20 protein-coding genes are annotated in these 24,922 nt (G+C 50.7%); 11 read left to right on the top strand and 9 right to left on the bottom strand.

The window, feature by feature from the left end; genetic code table 11:
• The first annotated feature begins 3 nt into the window (after window positions 1-3).
• Together ACO6UY_RS09215 and xerC are read left to right on the top strand one after the other, a co-directional pair.
• Window positions 4-732: a DUF484 family protein gene (locus ACO6UY_RS09215; protein WP_422449954.1), complete on the top strand. Its 729-nt coding sequence runs from the start codon at window positions 4-6 to the stop codon at window positions 730-732.
• 35 nt (window positions 733-767) lie between these two features.
• Complete coding sequence (gene xerC, locus ACO6UY_RS09210) at window positions 768-1,676, top strand: tyrosine recombinase XerC (protein WP_422450546.1); 909 nt, start codon at window positions 768-770, stop codon at window positions 1,674-1,676.
• A gap of 29 nt (window positions 1,677-1,705) precedes the next feature.
• On the opposite strand, the gene ACO6UY_RS09205 is transcribed toward xerC, so the two are convergent.
• From ACO6UY_RS09205 to ACO6UY_RS09180, 6 genes are all read right to left on the bottom strand, one after another.
• Window positions 1,706-2,935, bottom strand: a complete 1,230-nt coding sequence (locus ACO6UY_RS09205) for a hypothetical protein (protein WP_422449953.1) — start codon at window positions 2,933-2,935, stop codon at window positions 1,706-1,708.
• Between the two features lie 248 nt (window positions 2,936-3,183).
• Window positions 3,184-4,410 (bottom strand): ankyrin repeat domain-containing protein, encoded by a 1,227-nt coding sequence (locus tag ACO6UY_RS09200; RefSeq protein ID WP_422449952.1) that lies wholly within the window; start codon window positions 4,408-4,410, stop codon window positions 3,184-3,186.
• A 77-nt stretch (window positions 4,411-4,487) separates the two neighbouring features.
• Complete coding sequence (locus ACO6UY_RS09195) at window positions 4,488-4,727, bottom strand: anion permease (RefSeq protein ID WP_422449951.1); 240 nt, start codon at window positions 4,725-4,727, stop codon at window positions 4,488-4,490.
• Entirely contained in the window at window positions 4,696-5,238 is a 543-nt protein-coding gene (locus tag ACO6UY_RS09190; RefSeq protein WP_422460629.1) for an SLC13 family permease, read from the bottom strand. The genes ACO6UY_RS09195 and ACO6UY_RS09190 overlap by 32 nt, the downstream gene beginning before the upstream one ends.
• Window positions 5,171-5,494 (bottom strand): SLC13 family permease, encoded by a 324-nt coding sequence (locus ACO6UY_RS09185; RefSeq protein WP_422489699.1) that lies wholly within the window; start codon window positions 5,492-5,494, stop codon window positions 5,171-5,173. The genes ACO6UY_RS09190 and ACO6UY_RS09185 overlap by 68 nt, the downstream gene beginning before the upstream one ends.
• A gap of 621 nt (window positions 5,495-6,115) precedes the next feature.
• On the bottom strand, window positions 6,116-6,472 hold the full coding sequence (locus ACO6UY_RS09180; protein ID WP_422449948.1) for a hypothetical protein: 357 nt from the start codon (window positions 6,470-6,472) through the stop codon (window positions 6,116-6,118).
• Here ACO6UY_RS09180 and ACO6UY_RS09175 point away from each other — a divergent pair.
• The gene (locus tag ACO6UY_RS09175; protein ID WP_422449947.1) at window positions 6,453-7,448 is read left to right on the top strand and encodes a hypothetical protein; all 996 of its coding nucleotides are present in this window, start codon (window positions 6,453-6,455) and stop codon (window positions 7,446-7,448) included. The two genes, ACO6UY_RS09180 and ACO6UY_RS09175, sit on opposite strands and share 20 nt — an antisense overlap.
• Before the next feature lie 135 nt (window positions 7,449-7,583).
• Here the strand turns inward: ACO6UY_RS09175 and ACO6UY_RS09170 are convergent, their stop codons facing one another.
• A complete protein-coding gene (locus tag ACO6UY_RS09170) occupies window positions 7,584-8,981 on the bottom strand; it encodes an L-cystine transporter (RefSeq protein ID WP_422460632.1) in 1,398 nt (465 codons plus the stop codon).
• Between the two features lie 439 nt (window positions 8,982-9,420).
• Here ACO6UY_RS09170 and ACO6UY_RS09165 point away from each other — a divergent pair, with 439 nt between their 5' ends.
• From ACO6UY_RS09165 to ACO6UY_RS09145, 5 genes are all read left to right on the top strand, one after another.
• On the top strand, window positions 9,421-10,323 hold the full coding sequence (locus tag ACO6UY_RS09165) for a hypothetical protein (RefSeq protein ID WP_422449944.1): 903 nt from the start codon (window positions 9,421-9,423) through the stop codon (window positions 10,321-10,323).
• Window positions 10,316-14,107, top strand: coding sequence for a hypothetical protein (locus ACO6UY_RS09160; protein WP_422489697.1), 3,792 nt, complete (start codon window positions 10,316-10,318; stop codon window positions 14,105-14,107). The genes ACO6UY_RS09165 and ACO6UY_RS09160 overlap by 8 nt, the downstream gene beginning before the upstream one ends.
• A 137-nt stretch (window positions 14,108-14,244) precedes the next feature.
• Entirely contained in the window at window positions 14,245-18,864 is a 4,620-nt protein-coding gene (locus ACO6UY_RS09155; protein ID WP_422489695.1) for a hypothetical protein, read from the top strand.
• Window positions 18,865-19,018: 154 nt separating this feature from the next.
• Window positions 19,019-19,639, top strand: coding sequence for an FKBP-type peptidyl-prolyl cis-trans isomerase (locus ACO6UY_RS09150; RefSeq protein ID WP_422489693.1), 621 nt, complete (start codon window positions 19,019-19,021; stop codon window positions 19,637-19,639).
• A gap of 201 nt (window positions 19,640-19,840) precedes the next feature.
• The gene (locus ACO6UY_RS09145) at window positions 19,841-20,440 is read left to right on the top strand and encodes a hypothetical protein (protein WP_422449940.1); all 600 of its coding nucleotides are present in this window, start codon (window positions 19,841-19,843) and stop codon (window positions 20,438-20,440) included.
• Window positions 20,441-20,514: 74 nt separating this feature from the next.
• Here the strand turns inward: ACO6UY_RS09145 and gpmM are convergent, their stop codons facing one another.
• Window positions 20,515-22,047 (bottom strand): 2,3-bisphosphoglycerate-independent phosphoglycerate mutase, encoded by a 1,533-nt coding sequence (gpmM, locus tag ACO6UY_RS09140; protein ID WP_422449939.1) that lies wholly within the window; start codon window positions 22,045-22,047, stop codon window positions 20,515-20,517.
• Window positions 22,048-22,468: 421 nt separating this feature from the next.
• Here gpmM and ACO6UY_RS09135 point away from each other — a divergent pair, with 421 nt between their 5' ends.
• The 3 genes from ACO6UY_RS09135 to ACO6UY_RS09125 all read left to right on the top strand — a co-directional run bounded on the left by ACO6UY_RS09135 (window position 22,469) and on the right by ACO6UY_RS09125 (window position 23,767).
• Window positions 22,469-22,885, top strand: a complete 417-nt coding sequence (locus ACO6UY_RS09135; RefSeq protein WP_422449938.1) for a rhodanese-like domain-containing protein — start codon at window positions 22,469-22,471, stop codon at window positions 22,883-22,885.
• A gap of 87 nt (window positions 22,886-22,972) precedes the next feature.
• A complete protein-coding gene (gene secB / locus ACO6UY_RS09130; protein ID WP_241693370.1) occupies window positions 22,973-23,479 on the top strand; it encodes a protein-export chaperone SecB in 507 nt (168 codons plus the stop codon).
• Window positions 23,480-23,482: 3 nt separating this feature from the next.
• Complete coding sequence (locus tag ACO6UY_RS09125) at window positions 23,483-23,767, top strand: DUF29 domain-containing protein (protein WP_422449937.1); 285 nt, start codon at window positions 23,483-23,485, stop codon at window positions 23,765-23,767.
• Window positions 23,768-23,941: 174 nt separating this feature from the next.
• Here ACO6UY_RS09125 and trmL read toward each other — a convergent pair whose 3' ends face one another.
• Window positions 23,942-24,406: a tRNA (uridine(34)/cytosine(34)/5-carboxymethylaminomethyluridine(34)-2'-O)-methyltransferase TrmL gene (trmL, locus tag ACO6UY_RS09120; RefSeq protein WP_422489692.1), complete on the bottom strand. Its 465-nt coding sequence runs from the start codon at window positions 24,404-24,406 to the stop codon at window positions 23,942-23,944.
• Window positions 24,407-24,922 lie beyond the last annotated feature (516 nt).

Here is a 24,922-nt window from a genome sequence, read left to right as displayed (position 1 = left end):
ACCATGACCGAACAGATCGTCGAAACAGACAGGGAGCAGCAGGAAACGCCGAATCAGCCGAAAGCTCTGAAACCCAGGCAGGTTGCCAACTTTCTGAAAGAGCATCCTGATTTTTTTGTGGGCCGTGACGATCTGCTGCTGGATCTGACCCTGCCTCATCAGCGTGGGGATGCGATCTCGCTGGTTGAGCGTCAGGTGGCGTTGCTGCGGGAACGGGCCCTGGATTACCGGCATCAGCTGGTCCGTCTGGCGGACAATGCCAAAGCCAATGAAAAGCTGTTTGAGCGTATGCGGCTGCTGGTATTGGCCCTGCTGGAGAGCAGGGATCTGGAACAGCTGGTGGAGGTGATCGGTGACAGCCTTAACCATGAGTTTGGTATTGAATTCCATTCGCTGATTCTGTTCAGTGACCAACCAATGAACCTGCCCGTCAGGATTGAACATACCGACGTGGTGGTGGAAGCCCTGGGTTCCATTATGACCAGTGGCAAAGCCATTTGTGGCCAGGTGACTCAGGCAGAGCTGGACTTCCTGTTTCAGGAGCAGGCCGAGCATGTTGGCTCGGTGGCCATTGCCCCTCTGAACTATGCCCTCAGTGAACCACAGCAGCTTGGGGTTCTGGCGCTGGGCAGTCAGGACAAACATCATTTCAAGGCCAGCATGGGCACCCTGTTTATCAGTTACCTGGGCGATATCCTGAGTCGAATTCTGGCTCGACAGCTACATTCATGAACCACTCATCTTCCAATTCTCCGGTTAATAGCGGCCTGCAACAATCAATAGCGGCTTTTCTGGATTACCTCCGCTATGAAAAGCAGCACTCTCCCCATACGCTGTCGGCCTATCAGCGTGATCTTGCCCGTGTGATGCAGCAGGCTACCGCCAGTGATATTCAGGGGTGGGCAACGATTACCGAGAAGCAGTTAAAGCAGTGGCTGGGACTCTGGCACGAAGAGGGGTTATCCAGTCGCAGCCTGCAGCGGCTGATCTCATCACTTCGTCGTTTTTATCACTACCTGTTAACCCGGGGTGAGGTAACCAATAACCCGGCGCAACGGCTCCGGGCACCGAAAACCGGTCGGCCTCTGCCGGTGACGCTGGATGCCGACCAGGTCAATCATCTGTTGGATGACCCGCATGGTCAGGCGGAGGGTGATCCGCTGAAGTGCCGCGATCTGGCCATTCTGGAGCTCTTCTACTCGTCAGGTTTGCGTCTGGCCGAGCTGGCGGCACTGAATCTGGACAGCTTTTCCAATGGGTTTTCCCAGGTAAAAGTGCTTGGGAAACGCAGCAAAGAGCGGATGATCCCGGTGGGCAGCAAAGCCCGGCAGGCAATTCAACACTGGCTTACTTTTCGAGAACAGTTGGTTCGGGGAGAGAGTGGTAGCGCCCTGTTTCTGTCAAAGCTGGGCAGGCGCATCAGTACCCGACAGATTCAGAATCGTATCAGGGAATTTGCCCGGGAAGCGGGCATGCCGGTGGGGGTTCATCCCCACATGCTGAGGCATTCGTTTGCCAGCCACCTGCTGGAATCCAGCGGTGACCTGCGCTCAATTCAGGAACTGCTGGGGCACAGCGATATCTCCACCACACAAATCTATACCCATCTGGATTTTCAGCATCTGGCCACGGTGTATGATAAGGCTCACCCAAGGGCGAAGAAGAAAGACGACTGAATGCAAGAATTCCGGATGGTGAATTTGATTCAGGCTGATCCGGAACAGGCAGTTTTTAATGTTTCCAGCCGGACTATGGCATGGGAATTACCCGCTTTTTTGGCGTAATCCAGCGCAGTATTGCCAGAATTTCCGGATGAATTAAGATCAAAATCCAGCTCGCCTGCATGATCATACAAGTAATCGAATACGCTGTTGGCTTTATAATATGCGCATTGACGAAAAGCGAGGCCAAATTCTGACTTGCCGATACTGACGGTTATCTTTTGTTTAAGTCGTGAAGCAATCTCTGAGGCGTCGATTAAACGGATTAACTTAATATTATGTACTACCGTTTTAATATCCTGCATAGCTTTTACCGCTTTCTTATCACCCTTGATTTTCCGCTCAAAAAATTCAAGCTCATCATCTGAAATCGGGAGGTAATCATTACTCCCTGTAAAAGAAACAGAGTACTCTCCGCGTAACCCAAAGTTGAGAAAAATTCCTACAGGGGTTGTATTTAACCCATTACCCGGAATGATCTGATCATTAAAAGGATCGACAAAAATCAAATTTGGTAGTTTTTCCTGTAACAAGAAAAAAAAATCCGCAACATCCATGGCAATTCCAGGTCGCTTTTTATTTTCAACACCGTATTTAGCGGTAACGATATTCATTTGATCAAACAACCGCTCCATAGACTGGTTATCGGCAATTAGCAGCATACAATGTCCATCATGTGGAGTATCACTTTTGCGTCTGTTAGAAAAATGGAGCGCCCAGATAATATCAGCGGGAACACCTGCTTTTAACAAGTTTTTCCGGCACTGATAAACTTGGGAGCCACAATCACCAAAACCGTTTTTTGAAGAGAACTTGAAATATATATCGCTAGTTCTGATGTTGGATAGATCATGGTTTTGTCGAAATATTCCCTGTAAACACTGGTAGCCCAAATTCATTTTTTTCACTTGCCCGGTAACAAAAGGACCGCGATGCAATGTCATCCTTACCAGATCGATTGGCTTCAGGCTGGGATAATGTATGCTAAAGTCCGTGACGAGATGACTGTTTCCTACCACTTCACTGCGAGTTGCCGCAACGACATGGTTGAGAAACCGGGCATTTTCTGCGATATCCTCAACCCTGGTCGAAAAGCCACGCCAGCACGGAGCGTCAATACTTTTGGGACGATTTGACTGGGCTGCTTCCGATGTGGGCAATGGTAAACCATGAGCTGTTATCGAATCACTGCTTTGGGAGGCTGACGCTTGCATTGCTGTTGTTCCTTGCAAAAAAGTAACTGAATTCAAGCATTGGACAATTCAGATTGAAGGCCGTTCATCCGGAGGGTGACCGAGATTTACGGTTACCGCACAGGGCTGTCTATGCTCGGACAGCCTCAATGGAGTTTCCCGGACTTGATCGGCGGGTCCGGGTTAAGCCCGACCGTCTCATCAGGCCGGGCTGGCACCCATCAGAAAACAACCTGCCAGTGTCACCAGCAGACATAACAGTCAGCGCTTCAAGCTTTGTCTTTTAACAGATCCTGAACCTGAGTTTTCAGATTGGTGTCCAGGAGGTCGATCATCCGGCTGAGTATTAGAGCGATTTTATTCTTATCAAAACCGTCAAGCTCTACTTGTGGTAGATGATTATTTTGCTTGAGTGACTTCATATACCACATATAAGATTTTTCATTATCTGCCACAAAGCCCTCGCCACCATGCTTATACAGGGAGCCAAGGCATCTCATGGCCGTGGCATCCCCCAGCTCAGCGGCCTGCAGGTACAAGCCCTCCGCTGCGTACAAATCTACCGGAAAGTCCTTGCCGCCTTCCTGAAACATGCAGCCCAGATTGATCATGGCTGAAACAGACCCCAGCTTAACCGCCTGCTGGTACCAGTGCTTTGCTTTGTGCAGATCTGCCGGAAAGTCCTGGCCACCATACTGATACAGATAGCCCAGGTTGTTCATAGCTGCAGCATTCCCCAGCTCAGTCGCCTGCAGGTAGCAACTCTCTGCTTTGTGCAGATCTGCCGGAAAGTCCTTGCCACCCTGCTTATACAGGTAGCCCAGGTTGTTCATAGCTCGAGCACTTCCCAGTTTAGCCGCCTTCAGGTACCAACTCTCTGCTTTGCTCAGGTCTACCGGAAAGTCCTCGCCACCATACTGATGCAGGTAGCCCAGGTTGTTCATGGCTGAAGTATCCCCCAGCTCAGCCGCCTTCAGGTAGAAGCTCTCCGCTTTGCATAGATCTACAGGAATGCCCCCGTCACCATGTTGGTACAATTGCTCCAGGTTATTCAGGCCGATCGGGTCGGAGGATCCCTTGTCGGCCAGCAGCAGAGCAGCATCAAGGTGCTTGTTGTTAACGGCCCAGACCAGGGGAGTCTTCCCCGCAATCTGGCCTGCATCCGCGGACGCCCCCCGGTTCAGCAGGGCCCGGATGATCCTGATATTGCCCTCCTTTGCAGCGTTGACCATCCGGGTCTGCCAGTTCGGTGGCAGGGTCAGGATTTCCACCGTTACATTCTCAATTACTTGCCGCCCGTAAGGGCACTCCAGATTAGCTCCTGTCCACAGGGTAAGACAGTTAAGGTGGTACTTATGCCCGCAGGGACTGGCAATGCCAACGTGCTTGCCAGCAAACTCCGGATTCTTAGGTTGGTAGAGGTCATCATGGCACACTGGGCAGGTTGAGGGCTCAGTGGGTATCGCTACCGGTGTACCGGATGGAACACTGTTCATGTCAGGTACTTCCCTACGTTTTTTGGGGGGGCTACTCAGACCGTGTAGAACCCGAAAATACTCCGTAGAAAAGATAATTATCCCATTAAAAACTGACCAATCAGGAAGTAACCCACCAGTGTCACCAGCAGAATACCCATAATATTCAGGGCAAAGCCAGCCTTCATCATATCGGTTATTGCCAGTTTTCCTGAGCCAAAGACCACAGCGTTTGGCGGAGTCGCTACGGGCATCATAAAGGCAAAGCTGCAGGCAAGGGCCGCCGGTGCGGCCAGCATCACCGGGTCAATGCCCAGGGTCACACCCAGGGCACCCATCAATGGCAGGAAGCCGGCAGCCGTTGCGGTGTTGCTGGTCAGTGCGGTCAGGAAGGTGAACAGTCACCAAGAAAGCAACGACCAGCAGCACCGGCAGACCATTGGCAATCGTCATGGCTTCGGCCACCCAGCCGGCCAGACCGGTATTTTTGATCTGCGCTGCCAGAGTCAGAGCACCACCAAACAGCAGCAGAACACCCCATTCCCGGGCCTTTTCCCAGGACATGACATAAACACGCTTATCGTGCTTCACCGGAATGATGAACAGGCTGATGGTCGCGGCAATGGCAATAATGGTGTCAGAAAGACCGGGAATAAACGCCTTCAGATAGGGTCTCGTAATCCAGGAAATAGCGGTGATGGCAAAGATAATGGCAACCGTTATTTCGCCGCGACTCATTGGGCCCAGTACTTCCAGCTGCTCACGGAATACCGTTCTGGCCTCAGGGTTCTCTTCGGTGGACAGTTGGAAGCCAAAGCGGGTCAGCCTGACCCAGCATAAAACCGCCAAAGAACAGATAGATGGTTGGGTGTGCGTAGGGTGCCGTCACTTCCTTGATGCTGGCGATGCCCGGCAGTGGCACCAGTATCATTGGCAGCAATGAGGTCACAGGAATGGGAACTACCTCCGATACCCACCAGATCGCCATCATGGTTGCCACACCCACCATATACCAGGCCGATGGTTGCGCGGTTTTGGGATTTATCAACCTGGCACCCACTTTATCCAGGAACAAGCGGGAAGAACTTTTTGGGCTAAGCCTCAAGCGTTGTCGAGTGATTTGGATAATTTCCCTGCTATCGGGTTGATCAACCCGGTTTAACAAAAATAAACAAAGAATATCTGCAAATTGTCCGGCAGCCGTTATGCTTCGTAGTCGAAAATCCACTTGAATGCTGATAGGCGAGGTATAGCAGATCGTTATGGATTCGGTTATCAATCACACTGGATTACCCAATCTCTGTGGACAAGCGCCCGTTGATAAATCAACTCAAACGGATCCTGATGCAGAAACGTCCGGATCTCTGGGGCCTTATGAGGTTAGCCGTGTAGATGCAGATGAAGTGATAACATTTACCGGTTGTCTACCTGATAGGGAAATTACCATAGAAAAGGGCAGGGTTGTCGTGAAGATTCATCCTGCTTTGAATGTTGCTGCCCAGGACGAAGAAGGCAACAGCAAATCTTTCAGCATCAGATTCCACAGCTTACCCGTGAATCAGGCAGCCTCTAATGTGACAGAAGACGAGGTCAGAGAACACCTTGACTGGGATGGCTATGCTGCTTGCGCAAATTTGTACAACACCAGGCCAATATCAGTAAATACAGCCCGTGAATCTCAAATCTCCCGGGATTCGGGTGTTGATACCCATTCAGCCGCTCATGTTCAGAGTGCCACGTGGCAATCAGCCCTGTCAGCAATGAGTGAGGGTTCGATGTCTTCGGATGACAGTGTCGCTGAAGGATTGGCTGCAGGCTCAGGCTCAGCCTCCACACTGTCTTCTCTCGATAGAGATTCCCGCCACTCTTTCGACTCCTTCAGTGGTTCTTTGAATGCCGCCCCTGTCGAATCCATCAGCAGACCTTTGAATGCTGAACCTGTCGGCTCCGCCAGCGGTTCTTCGAAACCTGACTCTCTCAGTCCCTTTGTAAATGGCCAGAGGATCTGCGAAGCAGCGGAAGTAATCCGGGAATCGCCCCAAAGCGATGAACCCGTATCCAGGTTGTTCTTCAGTAAACTCATCACTTATGATCCGGACAAGCCGCCTGCCTGGTACAAAAAAAAATATGGATATAAAACATATTATGGTGAGCAATTAAGACATAGTGAACATGTTAAAAATTTTATTCTGTCAAGCTTTGGTGATTGGTTGGGCAGGCTTGATACTGGTGGTAGTGGTAAAGGCATAAATATTTTTAACAGTTCGAAAAGTCGGTTCAGTTCAAAATTTCTGTTTTGGCTTGAACATAATACCAAAGCCTTCGAGAGTATTTGTGAAGCAGCGCAGCCGATTAACAATGTCCGGAGGCATCTTAACCGGTTCTTTCGCGGAGAAATTAAAACCGAAAATCGTGCTCATCTTTATCAAAATCTGGCATTTAAACAATGTGACAAGGCAACCATTAAATGCTTAACCCGAAACGGGGATGATCGATTCATAGAGGACTGTACTCCTGCAATTTACTTCTATTTCCGTTACTTTATATCGAAAATAGAGGAAGTATCAGCATCAGAAAAATATCAGGCAGGGAGGGACAAAATTGCCCGTAAAATAGCGAACTATACGGCTTTGGAAGAACCCAGAGGAGATTTTGGTTTGTTAAAAGCCTGCGCAAATTATAACGCGGCGGTTCAGTTGTTTGAGAGGGAATATAAATCAACTCGTCTGGCTGAATTTGATCCGAAAAGGAGGGAGCATGGTAATTTAATCGCCAATATTAACTATTCCCGTGTTGCTGCCGAGGATTTGCAGGTGATAAGGCAGTTACTTTTCCTGATTGAAGTTCTGGAGGAAGAAGGTCGTGGCATTATCAGTAAATACCAAAAGTCTATTAATGGCCTGCCAGCAACGGTACAAGGCAATAGCTTTGAGGAGAGGGTGTTACAAATGTTCGATAATGGTAACGGTTATGTCAGTCGGCCATTACAAGGCATAAAGACAACATTGGATAACTTATTGGCAAATCATCCGGATAACCAGAGGGTTTCACCGGATTGATTCCCGGAAGAAAATCCGCAGATATTCATTATCTGGCCACCCGACGGGCTTTGGCTGCGGCACTCATACCAGCCGCCTCTCCACCGATAATGACGATTCTGAGTGACTCAGAATTCGTGGACTGATTCACAGACATCAGGAAACTGCATCCATATCCAGTTCAAGGGAAGCATTGCTGTTGAAGGTTTCCATATCCACCTCACCCATGGCTCGACCACTGACAAAGCCGGTGGTAATGGCACCACTGACATTGACGACAGTCCGGCCCATATCAATCACTGGCTCAATGGAAATTAACAGGCCCGCCAGTTCAACAGGAAGACCGAGGGCCGAGAGCACAATCAGTGCCGCAAAGGTTGCGCCACCACCCACACCGGCCACGCCAAACGAGCCGATAGCGATGGTCACTATCAGAGTGCCAATAAAGCTGAGGCTGGTTGGGTCAATACCCACGGTGGGGGCAATCATCACGGCCAGCATGGCCGGATAAATGCCCGCACAACCGTTCTGCCCAATGGTGGTACCGAAAGATGCGGCAAAGTTGGCCACGCCTTCAGAAACCCCGAGGCCCTTTGTCAAAGTCTGAATGGTCAGCGGCATGGTGCCCGCACTGCTCCGTGAGGTAAAGGCAAAGATCAGTACCGGCAACGTTTTCCTGATGAACCGGATGGGGTTGGCACCCACCATGGTGACCATGATCAGGTGAATTACAAAGACGGCAATCAGAGCTGCATAAGAGGCAATGACAAACTGAAGCAGTTGCAGTATGTCGGTGACGTTACTGCCTGCCACCACTTTGGTCATCAAGGCCAGAATACCGAAGGGGGTCAGATGCAATACCATCGTCACGATACGCATAACAATGGCGTGGACAGCGTCAACGGTTCGCTTAAAGTGGCTGGCCTCTTCAGGTTGCTCAGGATGGAGACCCAGCGCCGCGGCACCGATAAAAGCGGAGAAAATTACCACGCCGATAATGGAAGTGCTGCGGGCTCCGGTCATATCCATAAACGGGTTGGCAGGGATCAGGCTGATCAGCATAGAGGGAATTGACAGGTTTTCTACCCTGGTCACCGTGTTTAGCAGCTGCTCCCCACGAGCCACTTCACGAACACCGGAGGTAATGGACTCGGCACTCAAACCAAAGCCCAGGGCGGACATAATACCAATGGCACCAGCAATAGACACGGTGACCATCAGCAATGTCAGAATCCAGCCACTGATCCTGCCAAGGGTGCCAGCACCTTTCAGCTTCAGGATAGCCGAGATCATGGACACCATGACCAGGGGCACAATAATCATCTTCAACAGACTGACATAGCCGTTGCCAACAATATTGAACCAGTTGATGGACTCGGTCAGGGTCTCAGAGGGGTAACCATAAAAAAGCTGTAAACAGGCTCCGTAACCCACGCCCATACCCAGGGCGATAAATACCCGCCAGGTGAACGGCAGGCAGTGTTTCTGGAAACGGTAAAGCAGATAGAGCAACGCTACCATGATGAAAATATTGGTCAGTACTGCTAGAGACATGGTTCCTGGTACCTTCCTGTTTCAGGTGTTATCAATGAAGCCCGGTCATTTACCAACCCTGACAGCGAACTTGTCAAGCAGCAGAGTCGCTAGCCCGGATATTTCATAAACGTGCTCCCGATCTCGCTTGCCCTTTGCCGCTCTAAGGGAGTTTTGCTCAGTCGACCGTACTCCCCGGTACGGCGCTCCCTCACAAAATCCCTTAGAGCGACAAAGTCCTCGGCTTCGGCATCCTGCGTCGCCCTATCTCCCACATCCATGTGGTCGTGCGCGAGATTCGGGGCAGTTTATGAAATATCCGGGCTAGAATATGCACTGTTGATAAGGATTTATATGGGAGCAAGGAATTTAAGACAACAACCTTGGCAATTGAAACTTAAATATCATGGATACTCATTATCACTCGTCTGCCGGGCACCGGGTCCCTGGTGCAAAACGGATGTCAGAACCTCCATTAGCTGACTCTTCCCGGAAAAGGTCTCAACCAGAAGTCGGTCTTGCAGAGAGCCGGATGAGCGCTTCTGCACCGGAAAGGACGATTGGTTCCTATGAAGTACATCAGGTTTTTCCATCGAGCAGAGTGTCAGCGGTTGCATTGCCAAGTCATATGAATTCGCTGGTTGGCCAGATTGCTCAACTGCAAAGAATTACGGGAAGCGATTTTCATCAAATAGAGCGTTATCAAAGACATCATGTTCGTATTCCTGTACTGAAAAATATCTTTTCAGAGGCCCGACGTGGCAAGCTTCCTTCACTTTCTCAGCTTATTGACAACAGGAAGCAGCATATCGACGGTTTAGGTGCAAAGTTCGGTGGAGTAGTTGGAGAGCCGGTTTATGTTTATCTCCATCTTTTATTATTTTTGCACAATCGGGGAATAACAGGGATTAAGCATCTGGCACCTTACCATGAGGTCAAGCAATCCCTCATTGAATACTGGAACTTTCTCGTCTGCCCTGAACATCTTGGGGAAAAAGTTCAAGACCTTGGCAAACAGATTTTAGGCAGTTCCTTGCCATCTGAAAATTTGCAGGGTCTCGTTGAGATTGATCCCGTGCAGGAAGAAAACTTACTTATCGCTTTTTCTATCTGTATTGAAACGGTTGAAGAGAGATATTGGCTGGAACATAAGTCAATCAGTCCATCCAGGCTTGCATCCTGCAAAAGAACCAGTTCATCACTGACCAACAGCAATATGCTCAATCTGCTCCATGATTTTCTTTCTCTCAGCTATGGTCGCAGGGCAGATCGCGTGGTGAGGTCATTGCCAGCCAGCGTCGTGCAGTTTTTAGATGTCGAGTTTGGCAATAAAGCATTTATGGCGCTTTTACAGGTTGGCTGATGAACCTGGTAACCATTTTGCGGTCAAAAGGCGGTGTTTAACGTCTATCGGGCAGGGTTTTATTCTGAAAGCAACAGCATCAACCTATGCTCAGCGTGTGTCTGCTGGTGACCGGGAAGCCGGTTCAGGCAGGGTTCCCAGTCGCTGCGGAAGTACATTTAATGGTAAACGAGTCGCAAACCGTCAGCCTCATAAAGGCAGCGCCGCCACTCCGGATTATGGCAAAGAAATGGAAGATGCCTTTTGGCAAAATAAACAGTTACCAAGACGTATAATTATCCCTGCTGATGTACTTACCGCCTATGGAAAGGATGCATCGTCGATCAGAAGTGGCTTTTTCCTGCAAAAACTCTGCTTGCAGAGCGTGCTGGCTGGCAATAAAAAAGTGACTCCGGATCAGGTCATTCAAGAATTCAACCGAAAACCGGATCAAAACAATAAGTACCAATTAGCGATAGCGCGCTTTAAGGAGAAGTGTTGCCTGAAGGGCCTGGCATTGCGTGGGCAGCAGGTGACACCGGATGCGGTGGTTAAGGACTTTCAGGCAATCAAGGCAGTACTTGAGCTGGCGCGCTTCAAGGCAGATTGCTGCCTGAAGGGCGTGGTGTTGCATGGCCAGCCGGTTACAGCAGGTGAGGTGGTTAAAGATTTTCAGGCAGCCAAAGCAACGCTGGAGCTGGCGCGCTTTAAAGAGGAATGCTGCCTGAAGGGTCTGGCGTTGCATGGCCGACGGGTCACAGCGGATGAGGTCGTTAAGGCTTTGCAGGCAGCCAAAGCACCACTGGAGCTGGCGCGCTTTCAGGGTGATTGTTGCCTGAGAGGTCTGTTGTTGAATGGCCAGCCGGTGACACCGGATGCAGTGGTTAAGGATTATCAGGCCATCAACGCAACACTGGAGCTGGCGCGCTTCAAAACGGAGTGTTGCCTGAAGGGACTGGCGTTGAATGGCCAGCCGGTCCTGCCGGATGCGGTAGTTAAGGATTATCAGGCAGCCAAAGCAACAGTTGGGCTGGCACGCTTCAAAGCGGAGTGTTGCCTGAAGGGGATGGCGTTGAATGGCCAGCCGGTCACACCGGATGAGGTGATTAAGGATTTTCAGGTACTCAAAGCATCACTGGAACTGGCTCGTTTCAAAGAGGAATGTTGCCTGAGGGGCCTTTCATTGAATGGTCGGCCGGTTCCACCGGGTGAGGTGGTCAAGGATTTCCAGGCCATCAACGCAACACTGGAGCTGGCACTCTTTCTGGAACAATGTTGCCTGGGGGGGCTGGCGTTGAATGGCCAGCCGGTCACACCGGATGCAGTCGTTAAGAGTTATCAGGTGGCCAGGGCAGCACTGGAACTGGCACGCTTTAAATCGGAATGTTGCCTGAGGGGCCTGGTGTTGAATGGCCAGCAGGTGCCACCGGATGAGGTGGTTAAGGATTATCGGGCCGTCAACGCAACACTGGAGCTGGCGCGCTTACTGGAACAGTGTTGCCTGAGGGGACTGCCGTTGAATGGCCAGCCGATTACAGTGGATGTAGTGGTTGAGAGTTTCCCGGATAGTCCGCGAGGCCAACTGGGGATGGCGCACTTCAAAGCGGAATGTTGCCTGAGGGGACTGCCGTTGAATGGCCAGCAGATCCCACCGGATGAAGTGGTGAAGGATTTCCCGGCCAGTGTGGAAGGCCGACTGGCCATAGGGCGCTTCAAAGAGGGATGTTGCCTGAAGGGCCTTTCATTGAATGGTCGGCCGGTTCCACCGGATGCGGTGGTTAAGGATTTTCAGATAACCGGGGCAATACTGGAGATAGCACGCTTCAAAGAGGCATGTTGTCTGAAGGGGCTGGCATTGAATGGCCAGCTGGTCCCACCCGATGCGGTGGTTAAGGATTATCAGGCAGCCCGGGCAATACTGGAGATCGCACGGTTTAAGATGGAATGTTGCCTGAGAGGGCTGAGACTGAATGGCAAACTGATCCCACCGGATGAGGTAGTTGAGGATTTTCAGGTAGCCAGGGCAACACTTGAACTGACGCGTTTTAAAGAACAATGTTGCCTCAGGGGCCTGTTGGTGAATGGCCAGCCGGTCACTCCGGATGCGGTGGTTAAGAATTATCAGGCAGTCAAGGCAACCCTGGAGCTGGCACGCTTTAAGGAACAATGTTGTCTGAGAGGCCTGGCGCTGAATGGCCAGCCAGTCACACCGGAGTCGGTGGTTAATGGGTATGAGCGCGGTGGCTGGTTGCTTGAAAGAGCTTTTTTTTATGCCCAGCTGGCACTGAATGCCAGAGAATTGAATGGCAGCTATCTGGATAATCAGAAAGTATTAGCAGCGTTTAATGACGTACCCGGGGATCAATCTTTAAAGCAGACTGAATACCTGATACAAAGGTTGCAACAGTCTCGGCAGTTCGATGAAACTGACCAGGCTCAGGATGAACTTCAAGAGGCCTGGCAGATCTTAAACGGCCTCCTGGTCAAAGGTGATGAGCAGCATCGACTGCAATGTCTATTGAAATTCATGGCTATGCGTAATGAGTTGACGATCGATCATCAGAGAGTATCAGCAGAACATGTGTTGCAATCCATCAAAACACTGAGGTGCTCATTTAAGAGTTCTCGCCTGCATTTTTTCTTTCTGGCACACTGCTACATCACCGGACAATCCATTAACGGGCGGAAAATCCATAAGAGTTATGTACTAAATCACCTTCAGAGTTTTCCGGAAGGAAGCAGGTTTCGCCATGCTTTAGGCTACTGGTTTGGACAATGCAGCTCCGAAGCCAATTTAATGGATAATTTACTGTTCAAACGGGAAGGTGCCGTCGCTCCGGGAGCCGTTGCTCCGGGAGCCGTTACCTCCAGTTTGGCCATAACTCTGCTGCCATGGCTAACAACCGGCAGAACGGATTTCCCGGACAAGCAGGTTCCGTATTTAAGTGCGCTAACGCTAAAAACACTGGAGATTATTCAGGAAGTCAATGACGCTTATACCAATCCTCCCATCCTGATTACCGGCTCATACGCGCGTTTTTTACAGAACCTCTGCTCATTCTTTAATGATATTGACATTATCTGTACGACAGAAAAATCCGCCAGAACACTCTTTGACAAGCTAAAGGCAATGAACACCGACAGGTATGCAGAAATCCCCCAAAGCCTCACCATCAGGCCTATCCCGGGATGCCAGGCGATTAAACTACCAAACGCCTATAATATCCATCTTAAAGGCGGTGACCTGGGCACCGGAGCAAAGGTGATTCAGGTCAATATTGACGACAGGGTAACCCATGAAAATTCAGGGCAGTTGGCCTTTCACGTCCCCGGGGTTAAGGTGCCGGTAAGGTGTTTGTCCTTTGCTGAAGAAACCCGATTACTGAACAATACGCTGGAACACCTCGCTGATCATCTTGACCTCCTAACCGGGCAGTTGCAAACAGGGCCGGTATTTTACATACCGAGAACCCTCCTTTTTAATGCTCCTCAAACCCCCGATGAGCGTATTTATGGCTTGCTTATGCGCTCTCTGCTTACCCTGAATAAAGCCCGGCAGTTTATTGCCCTGCACTCTGAAAGAAAAACCGCACAACCTGATTACCCGATAAACCCGTTGCAGGAGCAGCAACGCCTTCATGCCCTGGTTGAGAAAATTCAGATGAAATTGCATAGCCATGCATACCGTCATGATTTTGAACTCAGAGTGAACAACTGGCTATCGACAACTCTCCATGTGAATGATTATGAGATCAAGAGAAAGGAATTCATCAAAACACTGCTGGCGATGATGCATCCTGAATAAGGTCACGGCCGGTCACCGGGATGGAATTACATAAATGGAGTGAACCTAACAATCATTTTGAGGTCAAAGGCAGTATTTAAAGTCTAATTGTTCAGGGTTTTATTCTGAAAACAACGGTATCAACCTATGCCCAGTGTGTGTCTTCTGGTAACCGGGAAGCCGGTTCAGGCATGCCTCTTGATCGCAGAAAAAGTACATTTAACGGTAAAAGGGTCGCAAACCGTCAGTCTTATAGAGGCAGAGCCTCCACCCCGGATTATGGCAGGCAACTGGAAGAAGCCTTTTGGCAAAATAAACAGTTACAAAGACGTGTAATTACCGTGGCTGAAGTGCTTACCGCCTTTGGCAATGATACAACGTCGATCAGAAGTGGCTTTTTCCTGCAAAGACTCTGCTTGCAGAACGTGCTGGCTGGCAATAAAAAAGTGACGCCGGATCGGGTCATTCAAGAATTCAACCGAAAACCGGGTCGGAACAACAAGTGCAAATTAGCAATAGCACGCTTTAAGGAAGAGTGTTGCCTGAAGGGCCTGTTGTTACTTGGCCAGAAGGTGACACCGGAGGCGGTGGTTAAAGATTTTCAGGCAATCCAGGCAATACTTGAGCTGGCGCGCTTCAAAGCGGAATGTTGCCTGCAGGGCCTGGCATTGCATGGCCAGAAAGTGACACCGGATGCGGTGATTAAGGATTTTCAGGGAGCCAACGCAACACTGGAGCTGGCACGTTTTAAAGAACTGTGTTGGCGGAAGGGTCTGATGTTGAATGGCAAACCGGTATTACTGGATGAGTTATTCAAGGATTTTCAGGCAGCCAGAGCAATGCGGGAGATAGGGCGCCTGAAGGAGCGATGTTACCTGAAGGGCCTGTCGTTGAATCGCCAGCCGGTCACAGCAGAAGCTGTGATTCAGGATTATCACGCAGCCGGGGCGACACTGGAGCTGGCCCGCTTTAAGGAACAATGTTGCCAGAAGGGCCTGATGTTAAACGGGCGGCCGGTCACAGCGGATGCGGTGGTTAAGGATTACCAGACAGCCAGGGCAACACTGGAGCTGGCGCGTTTTAAAGAGAAATGCTGCCTGAAAGGCCTGATATTGAATGGTCAGCCAGTCACACCGGATCTGGTGGTTATGGGTTTTCCGGATAGCCCGGAAGGCAAATTGGGGATAGCTCGCTTCAAAGAGGAATGCTGCCTGAGGAAGCTGCCATTGCATGGCCAGCCGGTCACAGCAGATGCGGTGATTAATGACTTTCAGGCCATCAAGGCAATACTGGAGATAGCGCGCTTCAAGGCAGAATGTTGCCTGAGAGGCCTGATGCTGAATGGCCAGCCGGTCACAACGGACGTGGTGATTAAGGATTTTCAGGCCGCCGGGGCAATACTGGAGCTGGCGCGCTTTAAGTCGCAATGCTGTCTGAGCCGCCTGCCGGTGAATGGCCAGCAGGTCACAGCGGATGCGGTAGTTAAGGATTTTCAGATGGCCGGGGCAAAAGTGGAGCTGGCGTACTTTATAGAGCAATGTTTTCTGAAGAACCTGCCATTAAATGGCCAAACAATCACACCCGATGCGGTAGTCAAGAGTTTTCAGGTGGCCAGGGCAGCACTGGAGCTGGCACGCTTCAAATCGATATGTTGCCTGAAAGGCTGGCCGTTGAATGACCAGCAGGTCACACCGGATGCGGTGATTAAGGATTTCCCGAATAATCCGGAAGGCAACATGGGGGCAGCGTACTTCAGGTCGCAATGCTGCCTGAAGGCGCTACCGGTGAATGGCCAACAGGTCTCAACGGATGCGGTGGTTAAGGATTTCCCGGGTAGTCCGGAAGGCAAACTGGCGATAGCGCGCTTCAAGCAGGAATGTTTTCTGAGGAGAATGCCGTTGTATGGCCAGCCGGTTACAGCAGATGCGGTGGTTAAGTGTTTCCCGGATAGCCGGGAAGGCAAACTGTCGTTAGCACGCTTTAAGGAGTCGTGTTGCCTGAGCAGCCTGCCGTTGAACGGGCAGCCGGTCACTGCGGATGCAGTGGTTAAGGATTTTCGGGCAGTCAGGGCAACGCTGGAGATAGCCCGCTTTAAGGAACGATGTTGCCTGATGGGCCTGGCATTGAATGGCCAGAAGGTCACACCGGAGGAAGTCGTCAAGGATTTCCCGGATAGTCCGGAAGGTAGACTGGGGATAGCACGCTTTAAGGAACAATGTTGCCTGAAGGGCGTGATGTTGAACGGCCAACGGGTTACACCGGACGCAGTGATTAAAGATTTTCAGGCCGCTAAAGCAATACTGGAGATAGCGCACTTTAAAGAACATTGTTGTCTGAAGGGGCTGTTGTTGAATGGCCGACAGGTGACAGCCGATGCAGTGATTAAGGGTTATGAGGCCTCTGAAGCATTGCTGGCTCTGGCACGTTTCAAGGCGGAATGCTGTCTGAGGGGAATGTCGGTTAATGGCCAGCAGGTCACTGTGGATGAAGTGATCAAGTATTTTCCGGATAGTCGGGAGGGCAAACTGGGTATAGCGTACTTTAAGGAACGATGTTGCCTGAGTGGCCTGCTGTTGAATGGCCAGCAGATCACACCGGATAGTGTCGTTCAGGCTTTCCTGGATAGTCCTGAGAGTAAAATAGCCGTAGCACACTTCAAGCTTCAATGTTGTCTGATGGGGCTGAGGTTGAAAGGTCAGCGGGTCACACCGGAAGAGGTGATCAAGGGTTTCCCAAATAGTCCGGAAGGCAAGCTGGGGATAGCGCGCTTTAGGGAGCAGTGTTTCCTGAGGGGAATCTTATTGAATGGCCAGCTGGTCACTGCGGATTCGGTAGTCAAGGATTTTCCGGATACTTCGGAAGGCCAACTGGGGCTGGCGCGCTTTAAGGAAAAATGTTGCCTGAGTGGCCTGCTGTTGAATGGCCAGCCGGTCACGCCGGATGCAGTGGCCAGGGCCTTCCCGAAGAGTCAGGAAGGAAAACTGGGGTTAGTACGCTTTAAGGAACTATGTTGCCTGAGAGGCCTGCTGTTGAATGGCAGGAAGATCAGACAGGATGCGGTGATCAAGGCCTATGAACGGGGCAACTGGTTGCTCGAAAGAGCGATTTTTTATGCTCAGCTGGCATTGAATGCCAGTGAAGTGAATGGCAACACCCTGGATAACCAGATTGTATTGGCAGCGTATGATAAAGCCCCCGGGAATCATTCTTCAAGGCAAGCTGAATACCTGATGCAAAGGTTGAAACAACCTCAGTGGTACGATGAAGCCAACGAAGATCAGGAGACCATTCAAAGGGCCTGGCAAATCTTAAACAGCGTACCGGCTAAAGATCTCCAGAAACGGCTGAAATGTGTATTGAAATTCATGGCGATGCAGTATGAATTGACCATTGATCATCGGAGAGTGTCAGCAGAACAGGTATTGCAATCCATCAAAACACTGAGGTGCTCATTTCAGAACTCACGCCTGCATTTTTTCTTCCTGGCACACTGCTGTATCACCGGACGGCCTGTTAATGGACGACAAGTCCATAAGAATCAGGTTTTGGAGTCCCTTCAGAGTTTTCCCCGGGGAAGCAATCTGCGCCATGCCCTGGGCTGCTGGTTTGAACAATACAGCTCCGCAGCCAACCTGATGGATGAGTTACTGATCAGACAGGAACATGCCATTGCCCCGGGGCGGTCCAATTATAACCGACGTGGATATGCAGCCCCTGCCTCACCAGCGCCATCCGCCGTCAATCCCGGCAGGGCAGCCCCATACCCTGTTCAGCTTAAGGAATACCTTAAAGAAACAGAAAATACGTCTGCCGCAGTTACCGTCAATGCGGCTCAAACTCTAAAGCACGGTTCAACAGAGCGGCCAGCAACAGGTAGACCGGAGTGTTCTGACAATCAGGTTCCGATGTTAAATGGGCTCACGCTGAAAGCTCTGGAGATTATCCAGGAAATCAACCATTCTTATACCAATCCACCCATCCTGATTACCGGTTCATACGCACGTTTTTTACAGAAACACTGCTTATCATTTAATGATATTGACATTATCTGCACGACAGAAGTGTCTGCCGAAACGCTCGTTGAAAAACTGCGGGCACTGAATACCGACAAGGATTCAGACATTCCTCAGGGTATCGTCATCTGGCGAGTCCCGGGGTGTCAGGCGATTAAACTGCCAAACGCCTACAATATTGATCTGAAAGACGGTGATCTGGGCATGAAAGCAATGGGACTCCAGGTCAATATTGATGACAGAGTAACCGATGCGAAGGCAGCGGCCATTCAGGTTTCCGGCGTTGATCGGCCGGTATGGTGTTTGCCGTTTACTGAAGAGACCAGGTTACTGAACAATACGCTGGAATACCTCGCTGAGAACCTTGATCCACTGACCGAACAATTGCAGAATGGCGCGGTATTTCCCATACCACGCACCATTCTGTTTAATCATCCTGAAAGCCCCAATGAGCGTATTTATGGCTTGTTTATGCGCTCCCTGCTGACCCTGAATAAAGCCAGACAGTTTATCGCCCTGCACTCTGCTGCCCCCCCCAAAGAACCTGACGACCTGACGAACCTGCTTCAGGAACAACAACGCCTTCATGCACTGACGGAGAATCTGCAAATGAAATTGCGTAACCATGTTCGCCGTCGTGATTTTGAGCACAGGGTTAACGGCTGGCTATTGACCAATCCGCCTGTGAATAATTACCAGATCAAGGGGAGGGATTTTATCAAAGCACTGATCGCGATGATTGGGCCTGCCAATTCCACCTCCTGAAAATGGGTTGAGCCAAATAATATGCATACATTGGCAATTAACCAAATGGGCTCATAATGTAGGGAGTTATCTATTGCTGACCATCAGATCTCAATGGATCGCTTGCTAATCGTGATATACTCCCACGCTTAATTCCTAAAGAAGTTGATAATTAATGTCTGATATTTACCAAACCATGGAAGAGCGGGTCAGCTACGGTATTGGTCGCCAGATGGGTGATCAGCTGGCCTCCAACCCCATCGCGGGCTTATCGATTGATGCGGTTCTGGCTGGCCTTGCAGATGCCCTGAACGGTGTCGAAAGCGCTGTTGCCCACGAAGATCTGCACGCAGCCTTTACTGAAATGCAAACACGCCTGCAGGCAGAAGAAGCAGAAAAGGCTCGGGTGCTTGCTGCCGAAGGTGAACAGTTCCTGGCAGAAAATGCCAAACGTGAAGGTGTTCAGGTCACGGAATCCGGCCTGCAGTTTGAAATAATGGCCGAAGGCGATGGCGAAAAACCAACCCGTACCAGCACGGTAAGAACCCATTACCATGGCACACTGATTGACGGAACCGTATTCGACAGCTCCGTGCAACGGGGAGAGCCTGCAGAATTTCCGGTATCCGGTGTGATTGCCGGCTGGACGGAAGCGCTGCAAATGATGAGCATGGGTTCCAAGTGGAAGCTGTTTGTTCCTTATCACCTGGCTTATGGTGAGCGTGGAGCCGGTGGTGCCATCGGTCCATATACGACGCTGGTTTTTGAAGTGGAACTGTTGGATATTGTTTCCTGATCGATCAGTGCCTTTCAGATCCCTGTCTTTACTGACAGGGATCTGAACAACTCCTCAGTTCTTTGATAACCACTGCAAATGAAATAAATGTTTCTTTGCGAATTTAAAATCAAACTAAAAATAAATATTCATCTATTATGGTACTTTGTAAAAATCGTGAGACCGAAATAACTTGATAAAAGATTTAAAGGTACGTTACCGATGAATAATTTTAATTCCTATTTTGGTCAGTCAGGCAAATATTCAATGCCCGACCAATTTTCGCAGACATCGATGCCAGACAGGCCTCAACAACCACCATTTTCCCCTACTACCCAGCCAAGCCATTCTTCAACGCCCACCAAGACTGCAAACGGTCTGCCGTGTGCATCGGCCCAACCTACTTCGTTCATGCATCAGGCCACTTCACAGCCAAAAGATGACAGACCTTCATGTCCGTCCCAGCCGACAAGATCAGTTTGTTATAGAGAAGTGACTCAATATAAACAGACAACCTTTGAGGCTACTCCGAAAGAATTACTTAAATTCTGTCCGAATGCTTTACTGGCGCAGGGTTTTACCGAGATTCCCTTTGTTGATGATCTTTTACTGGCCACATCTCTCCCTGATCAACAAGCTGTGCAAGTGCTGCACACCGTCACATCATCCACTGTAGAACTCAATCGAAACTGGCATACACCGCCAGTACCGGCACAAAGGCATTCTTCGGTGGGAGAACCTGATTCTGGTCGCCCCTCTCACCCGACGCAATATCATCAAAGCCATCACTATCCTCACAGAAGCCGACGTGAAGGCATTTAACCTGTGGTGTCCGACAACATCTGAAGATAAGCCTGTCACTTATCTTCAGACTCTGATCGAAAAAACAGAGCAGCTTAATTAATCAGCAGGGACTTTCCTGACATCTCGGCAGGCTGCTCCAAACCCATCAGCGCCAACAGGCTGGGTGCCAGGTCAGACAGAATACCATCCTTCAGCTGAATGCTTTGCGGTCCAGCATACACCAGTGGCACCAGCTCACAGGTGTGGGCAGTATGAGCCTGACCGGTGGTCGGGTCTTCCATCTGTTCGGCATTACCATGGTCCGCAGTAATCAGGCACTGGCCACCGACTTCTTCCAGGGCTTCCAGCACACGGCCAATGCTCGCGTCTACCGCTTCCACCGCTTTGACCGCTGCGTTGAAATCACCGGTATGGCCAACCATGTCGCAGTTTGCGTAGTTACAGATGATCAGGTCGTGCTCGCCACTGCGGATTTCCTGAATCAGACGATCGGTGACTTCCGGAGCACTCATCTCTGGCTGCAGGTCGTAGGTAGCGACTTTTGGTGAGGCCACCAGCACTCGCTTCTCGCCATCAAACGGCTCTTCACGACCACCGCTGAAGAAAAAGGTCACGTGAGCGTACTTCTCGGTTTCCGCAATACGGAGCTGGGTTTTGCCCAGTTTCTCCATGTATTCACCCAGCGTGTTCACCAGTTCGCTGGGCGGGAAGGCACAGGGGGCATCGATGTCCGCAGAGTACTGCGTCAGCATCACAAAACCGGCCAGATCGGCCACACGGCTGCGCTGGAAACCATCAAAGTCCTGATCAACAAAGGCACGGGTGATTTCACGGGCGCGGTCAGCACGGAAGTTCATAAATACCAGTGCGTCGCCATCGTTCAGCCGGGCGGCTTCACCACCAACAACGGTGGCTTTAACAAACTCGTCGTTCTCGTCACGCTCATAAGCGGCTTGCAAACCTTCAACCGCGGTTGCGGCAGTGAACTCGGCCTGGCCATCGGTGATCAGGTCATAAGCCTGCTGGACACGATCCCAGCGGTTGTCACGGTCCATGGCGTAGTAACGGCCAATCAGGCTGGCAACACGGCCAATGCCTTTTTCCTGCAACATGGCATCCAGCCTTGCCAGGGACGATTCAGCGCTGCGCGGCGGTGTGTCACGGCCATCCAGGAAGGCATGAACATAGACTTCTTTGGCACCACGACGGTCAGCCAGTTCAACCATGGCATGGATATGGTCTTCATGGCTGTGAACACCACCCGGAGATACCAGCCCCATAATATGAACGGCTTTACCGGCATGAATGGCTTTATCGACAACGCCGGTAATCACCTCATTCTCATAGAAGTCACCGTCCCGGATGGCTTTGGTAATGCGGGTCAGTTCCTGGTAAACCACGCGGCCTGCACCCAGGTTCATATGGCCAACTTCACTGTTACCCATCTGGCCATCGGGCAGGCCAACGTCCATTCCGGAACCGGAAACGAAGCTGTGCGGGTTCTCTTGCCACAGACGATCCATTACCGGCGTTTTGGCGGCCAGAATGGCGTTGCTGTCTTTTTCTTCACGGTAGCCGTAACCATCAAGGATGATCAGGGCGGTAGGTGTGCGCTTATCAGTCATGGGTCTTAACCTTGGCGAACGGGAAGGCTGGTGAAGAGGCTGAATGTCTGACTTATCAGCGCGATCTCTTGAACCAACCTTATGGTGAGTGGAATGGTTGGCATTCTACCTGCTTTGCCGCCGGTTTCCAGTGCAATGCCTGCTCTTGAGTGAACAGCGCAAACTATCACACCAGGGGGCGTCAACCGGCGATATCCTCTGGAAGTCTCTGCAATTTTCTGAAACTTTCCGCACAAATATCACCGACAGCGTTTATGGAGTCATTTTAGTTGGCGGTGGCTTTTTGTACTAACGCGCCGTACATACCAAAAGGCGCACAAAAAGTCGGCCAGCACTTTTTTCCGTCGTCATTCCCTTACTTTCCTGAGACGGGATCAGTATACTTGCCACCTTTCAATTGATAGATTGACAGCTTGTCGGCATGGAACAATTCATCGAGTTTATCATTAACCATCCCCTGCACGTTGGTGCACTGGTGGCGCTGGCCAGCGCTTTGGCCTTTACTGAAATGCGCAAGGGTGGGCAAAGCGTTTCCACCGCCCAGCTGACCCAGATGGTCAACCAGGACCAGGGCGTGGTGATCGACGTCCGGGAAAAGGCAGATTTTTCCAAAGGTCATATCGTCAACGCCATTAACGTTCCTTATACAAAAATCAAGGAGCGTGCCGGTGAACTGGAGAAATACCGCGAAAAGACCATTATTGTGGTGGATGCCATGGGGCAGCACAGCGGCAGTGTTGGCAAAACCCTGAAAACCGAGGGCTTTGCCAATGTGGTCAGACTACAGGGTGGTATGTCCACCTGGGCCTCTGACAACCTGCCAGTGGTCCGAAAATAGGCTCTGGCTGGACAATCTGCACGATCATTACCAAAATGCGTTATTCGCTTGGCTTATCATTAGCTCATCAAAAGTAAGGAAATGACAATGGCTGAAAATCATCAGCAGGCTTCTCAACAACAGCAGGCTCCGCAGTTTGCGTTGCAGCGAATCTACACGAAAGACATCTCCTTTGAATCACCAAAGGCCCCTGAGATCTTTCAGAAGCAGTGGCAGCCAGAAGTCAAACTGGACCTGAGCACCAGCAACCGCCCTCTTGAAGAAGGTCTGTACGAAGTGGTTCTGTCCCTGACGGTAACCGTGGAAAATGGTTCCGGCAACAACCCTTCAGATAAGAAGGAAACCGCTTTCGTGACTGAAGTACATCAGGCAGGCGTCTTCCTGGCCAAAGGTCTGGATGAAGAAGAACTGCACCGTACCCTGGGTGCCTTCTGCCCGAATATCCTGTTCCCCTATGCCCGCGAAGCCATCGACAACCTGGTACTGCGCGGCAGCTTCCCTCCGCTTATGCTGGCACCAGTAAACTTCGACGCGCTGTATATGCAGGCCCGCGAACAGCAGTCTGCCAAGCAGCAGCCGGAAGCGGTTAACTGATTAATGCTTAGCCGACTTCTTTCTGAAGTCGGCTTCCTTTTCCTGCCCCCCCTCCCCTTTGCCTCCGCTGTAATAACCATAAAAGAACAAAGAAAGCAGATTGAGCGTTTATTAATGGACTCCCCGGGGCTGAAAAGCAAACTTAACGAAATGTTGCCTGTCGCATATCAACGAGCCGTGGAAGATGCTCATGATGAAACCAATCTGCCAGTTAACTCATTTCCAAAACAGTGCCCCTGGAGTTTCCAGCAAACGGTGGATAAAAACTTCTGGCCTTTCGGGTCTTAGTACATGGTTTCAATGAGTTTGATGTCTATTATCCCCGTTCATCCTGAGCGGAGTCGAAGGGTGATTGGGACAGTCCTCAGGGTATGGAGTTTGCGTCCTTCGACTCCGCTCAGGACGAACGGAGTTTGGGCGTCATTGATAGAGAGAACCCATCAAATACATTGAAACCGTATACTACCGCCCACCAATAAACCCCATCTGCCGCCAGGCTTCATAAACCATCACCGCCACGGTATTGGACAGGTTCAGGCTCCGACTGTCCGGGAGCATGGGTAATCTCAGCACCTGCTCTTTCGGCAAAGAGTCAAGAATCTCTGCTGGCAGGCCACGGGTTTCCGGGCCAAACAGCAGGGCATCCCCTTCTCGAAAGGTGCAGCAGCTGTAATTACTGGTTCCCTTGGTGCTCAGAGCCAGCACCCGGCCTGGTTTGACGGATTCCAGAAAACTTGAGTAGTCCGGATGAATCTTCAGCTCGGCAAACTCATGGTAATCCAGACCCGCCCGTTTCAATCGCTGATCATCCAGCTCAAAGCCCAGGGGTTCTATCAAATGCAGACGAAATCCGGTATTGGCACAGAGACGGATAATATTACCGGTATTGGGGGGGATTTCCGGCTGGTAGAGGACAACATCAAGCATGGGCAGATCCAATAGATGACAGAGTGTCAATGATAGAGTATCTGGGTGTTGGAGGGCATTAGTTGAGTTGGGTTCGCCTCCCGCTGCCCGATAAGCTTAAGTGCAGCAACTGTTTCGGCCAACAGCCAACAGCCAACAGCCAACAGCCAACATGCTTCAAATCGCCATAAAAAAAGGATTGGTAAACTTACTGCCTTGCTAAGCTGGCATCTTGCCTTGAAGATGAAGGTTTTTCGCCGCTTTCTATCCACCCCCACCATACCGAACTGTCCGGCTTGCTTCCCATGATTCACAAAGACCCGTTTGACCGCCTGTTGGTTGCCCAGGCTCAGGCAGAAGGCCTGGATTGTCTCGGTTGATGCTGTCTTCCCCGGTTATCAGGTCAGATTGGTAAACGCCGGGGAGTAACAGCGCTCCCCGACCAAGAGCATGACATTTCTGTGACGCCAAATAGCGATAATTGAGTCTCAAACAGCCAGCCATTCAGAAACCATCCCGGTGGCATTGGCATAATGC

Source organism: Endozoicomonas sp. ALE010, from assembly GCF_049310165.1.
In the GTDB taxonomy this organism is placed as follows: Bacteria; Pseudomonadota; Gammaproteobacteria; order Pseudomonadales; family Endozoicomonadaceae; genus Endozoicomonas.
This window is presented reverse-complemented; position numbering and strand designations above follow the sequence as displayed.

Bases quoted from the DNA above. Each gene is read 5' to 3' on its own strand.
- ACO6UY_RS09215 (WP_422449954.1), top strand. From the start codon at position 4: ATGACCGAACAGATCGTCGAAACAGACAGGGAGCAGCAGGAAACGCCG.
- ACO6UY_RS09205 (WP_422449953.1), bottom strand. From the start codon at position 2,935: ATGCAAGCGTCAGCCTCCCAAAGCAGTGATTCGATAACAGCTCATGGT.
- ACO6UY_RS09200 (WP_422449952.1), bottom strand. From the start codon at position 4,410: ATGAACAGTGTTCCATCCGGTACACCGGTAGCGATACCCACTGAGCCC.
- ACO6UY_RS09195 (WP_422449951.1), bottom strand. From the start codon at position 4,727: ATGGGTGCCCTGGGTGTGACCCTGGGCATTGACCCGGTGATGCTGGCC.
- ACO6UY_RS09180 (WP_422449948.1), bottom strand. From the start codon at position 6,472: ATGAGTTTACTGAAGAACAACCTGGATACGGGTTCATCGCTTTGGGGC.
- ACO6UY_RS09170 (WP_422460632.1), bottom strand. From the start codon at position 8,981: ATGTCTCTAGCAGTACTGACCAATATTTTCATCATGGTAGCGTTGCTC.
- ACO6UY_RS09165 (WP_422449944.1), top strand. From the start codon at position 9,421: ATGTCAGAACCTCCATTAGCTGACTCTTCCCGGAAAAGGTCTCAACCA.
- ACO6UY_RS09150 (WP_422489693.1), top strand. From the start codon at position 19,019: ATGTCTGATATTTACCAAACCATGGAAGAGCGGGTCAGCTACGGTATT.
- ACO6UY_RS09145 (WP_422449940.1), top strand. From the start codon at position 19,841: ATGAATAATTTTAATTCCTATTTTGGTCAGTCAGGCAAATATTCAATG.
- gpmM (WP_422449939.1), bottom strand. From the start codon at position 22,047: ATGACTGATAAGCGCACACCTACCGCCCTGATCATCCTTGATGGTTAC.
- ACO6UY_RS09135 (WP_422449938.1), top strand. From the start codon at position 22,469: ATGGAACAATTCATCGAGTTTATCATTAACCATCCCCTGCACGTTGGT.
- secB (WP_241693370.1), top strand. From the start codon at position 22,973: ATGGCTGAAAATCATCAGCAGGCTTCTCAACAACAGCAGGCTCCGCAG.
- ACO6UY_RS09125 (WP_422449937.1), top strand. From the start codon at position 23,483: ATGCTTAGCCGACTTCTTTCTGAAGTCGGCTTCCTTTTCCTGCCCCCC.
- trmL (WP_422489692.1), bottom strand. From the start codon at position 24,406: ATGCTTGATGTTGTCCTCTACCAGCCGGAAATCCCCCCCAATACCGGT.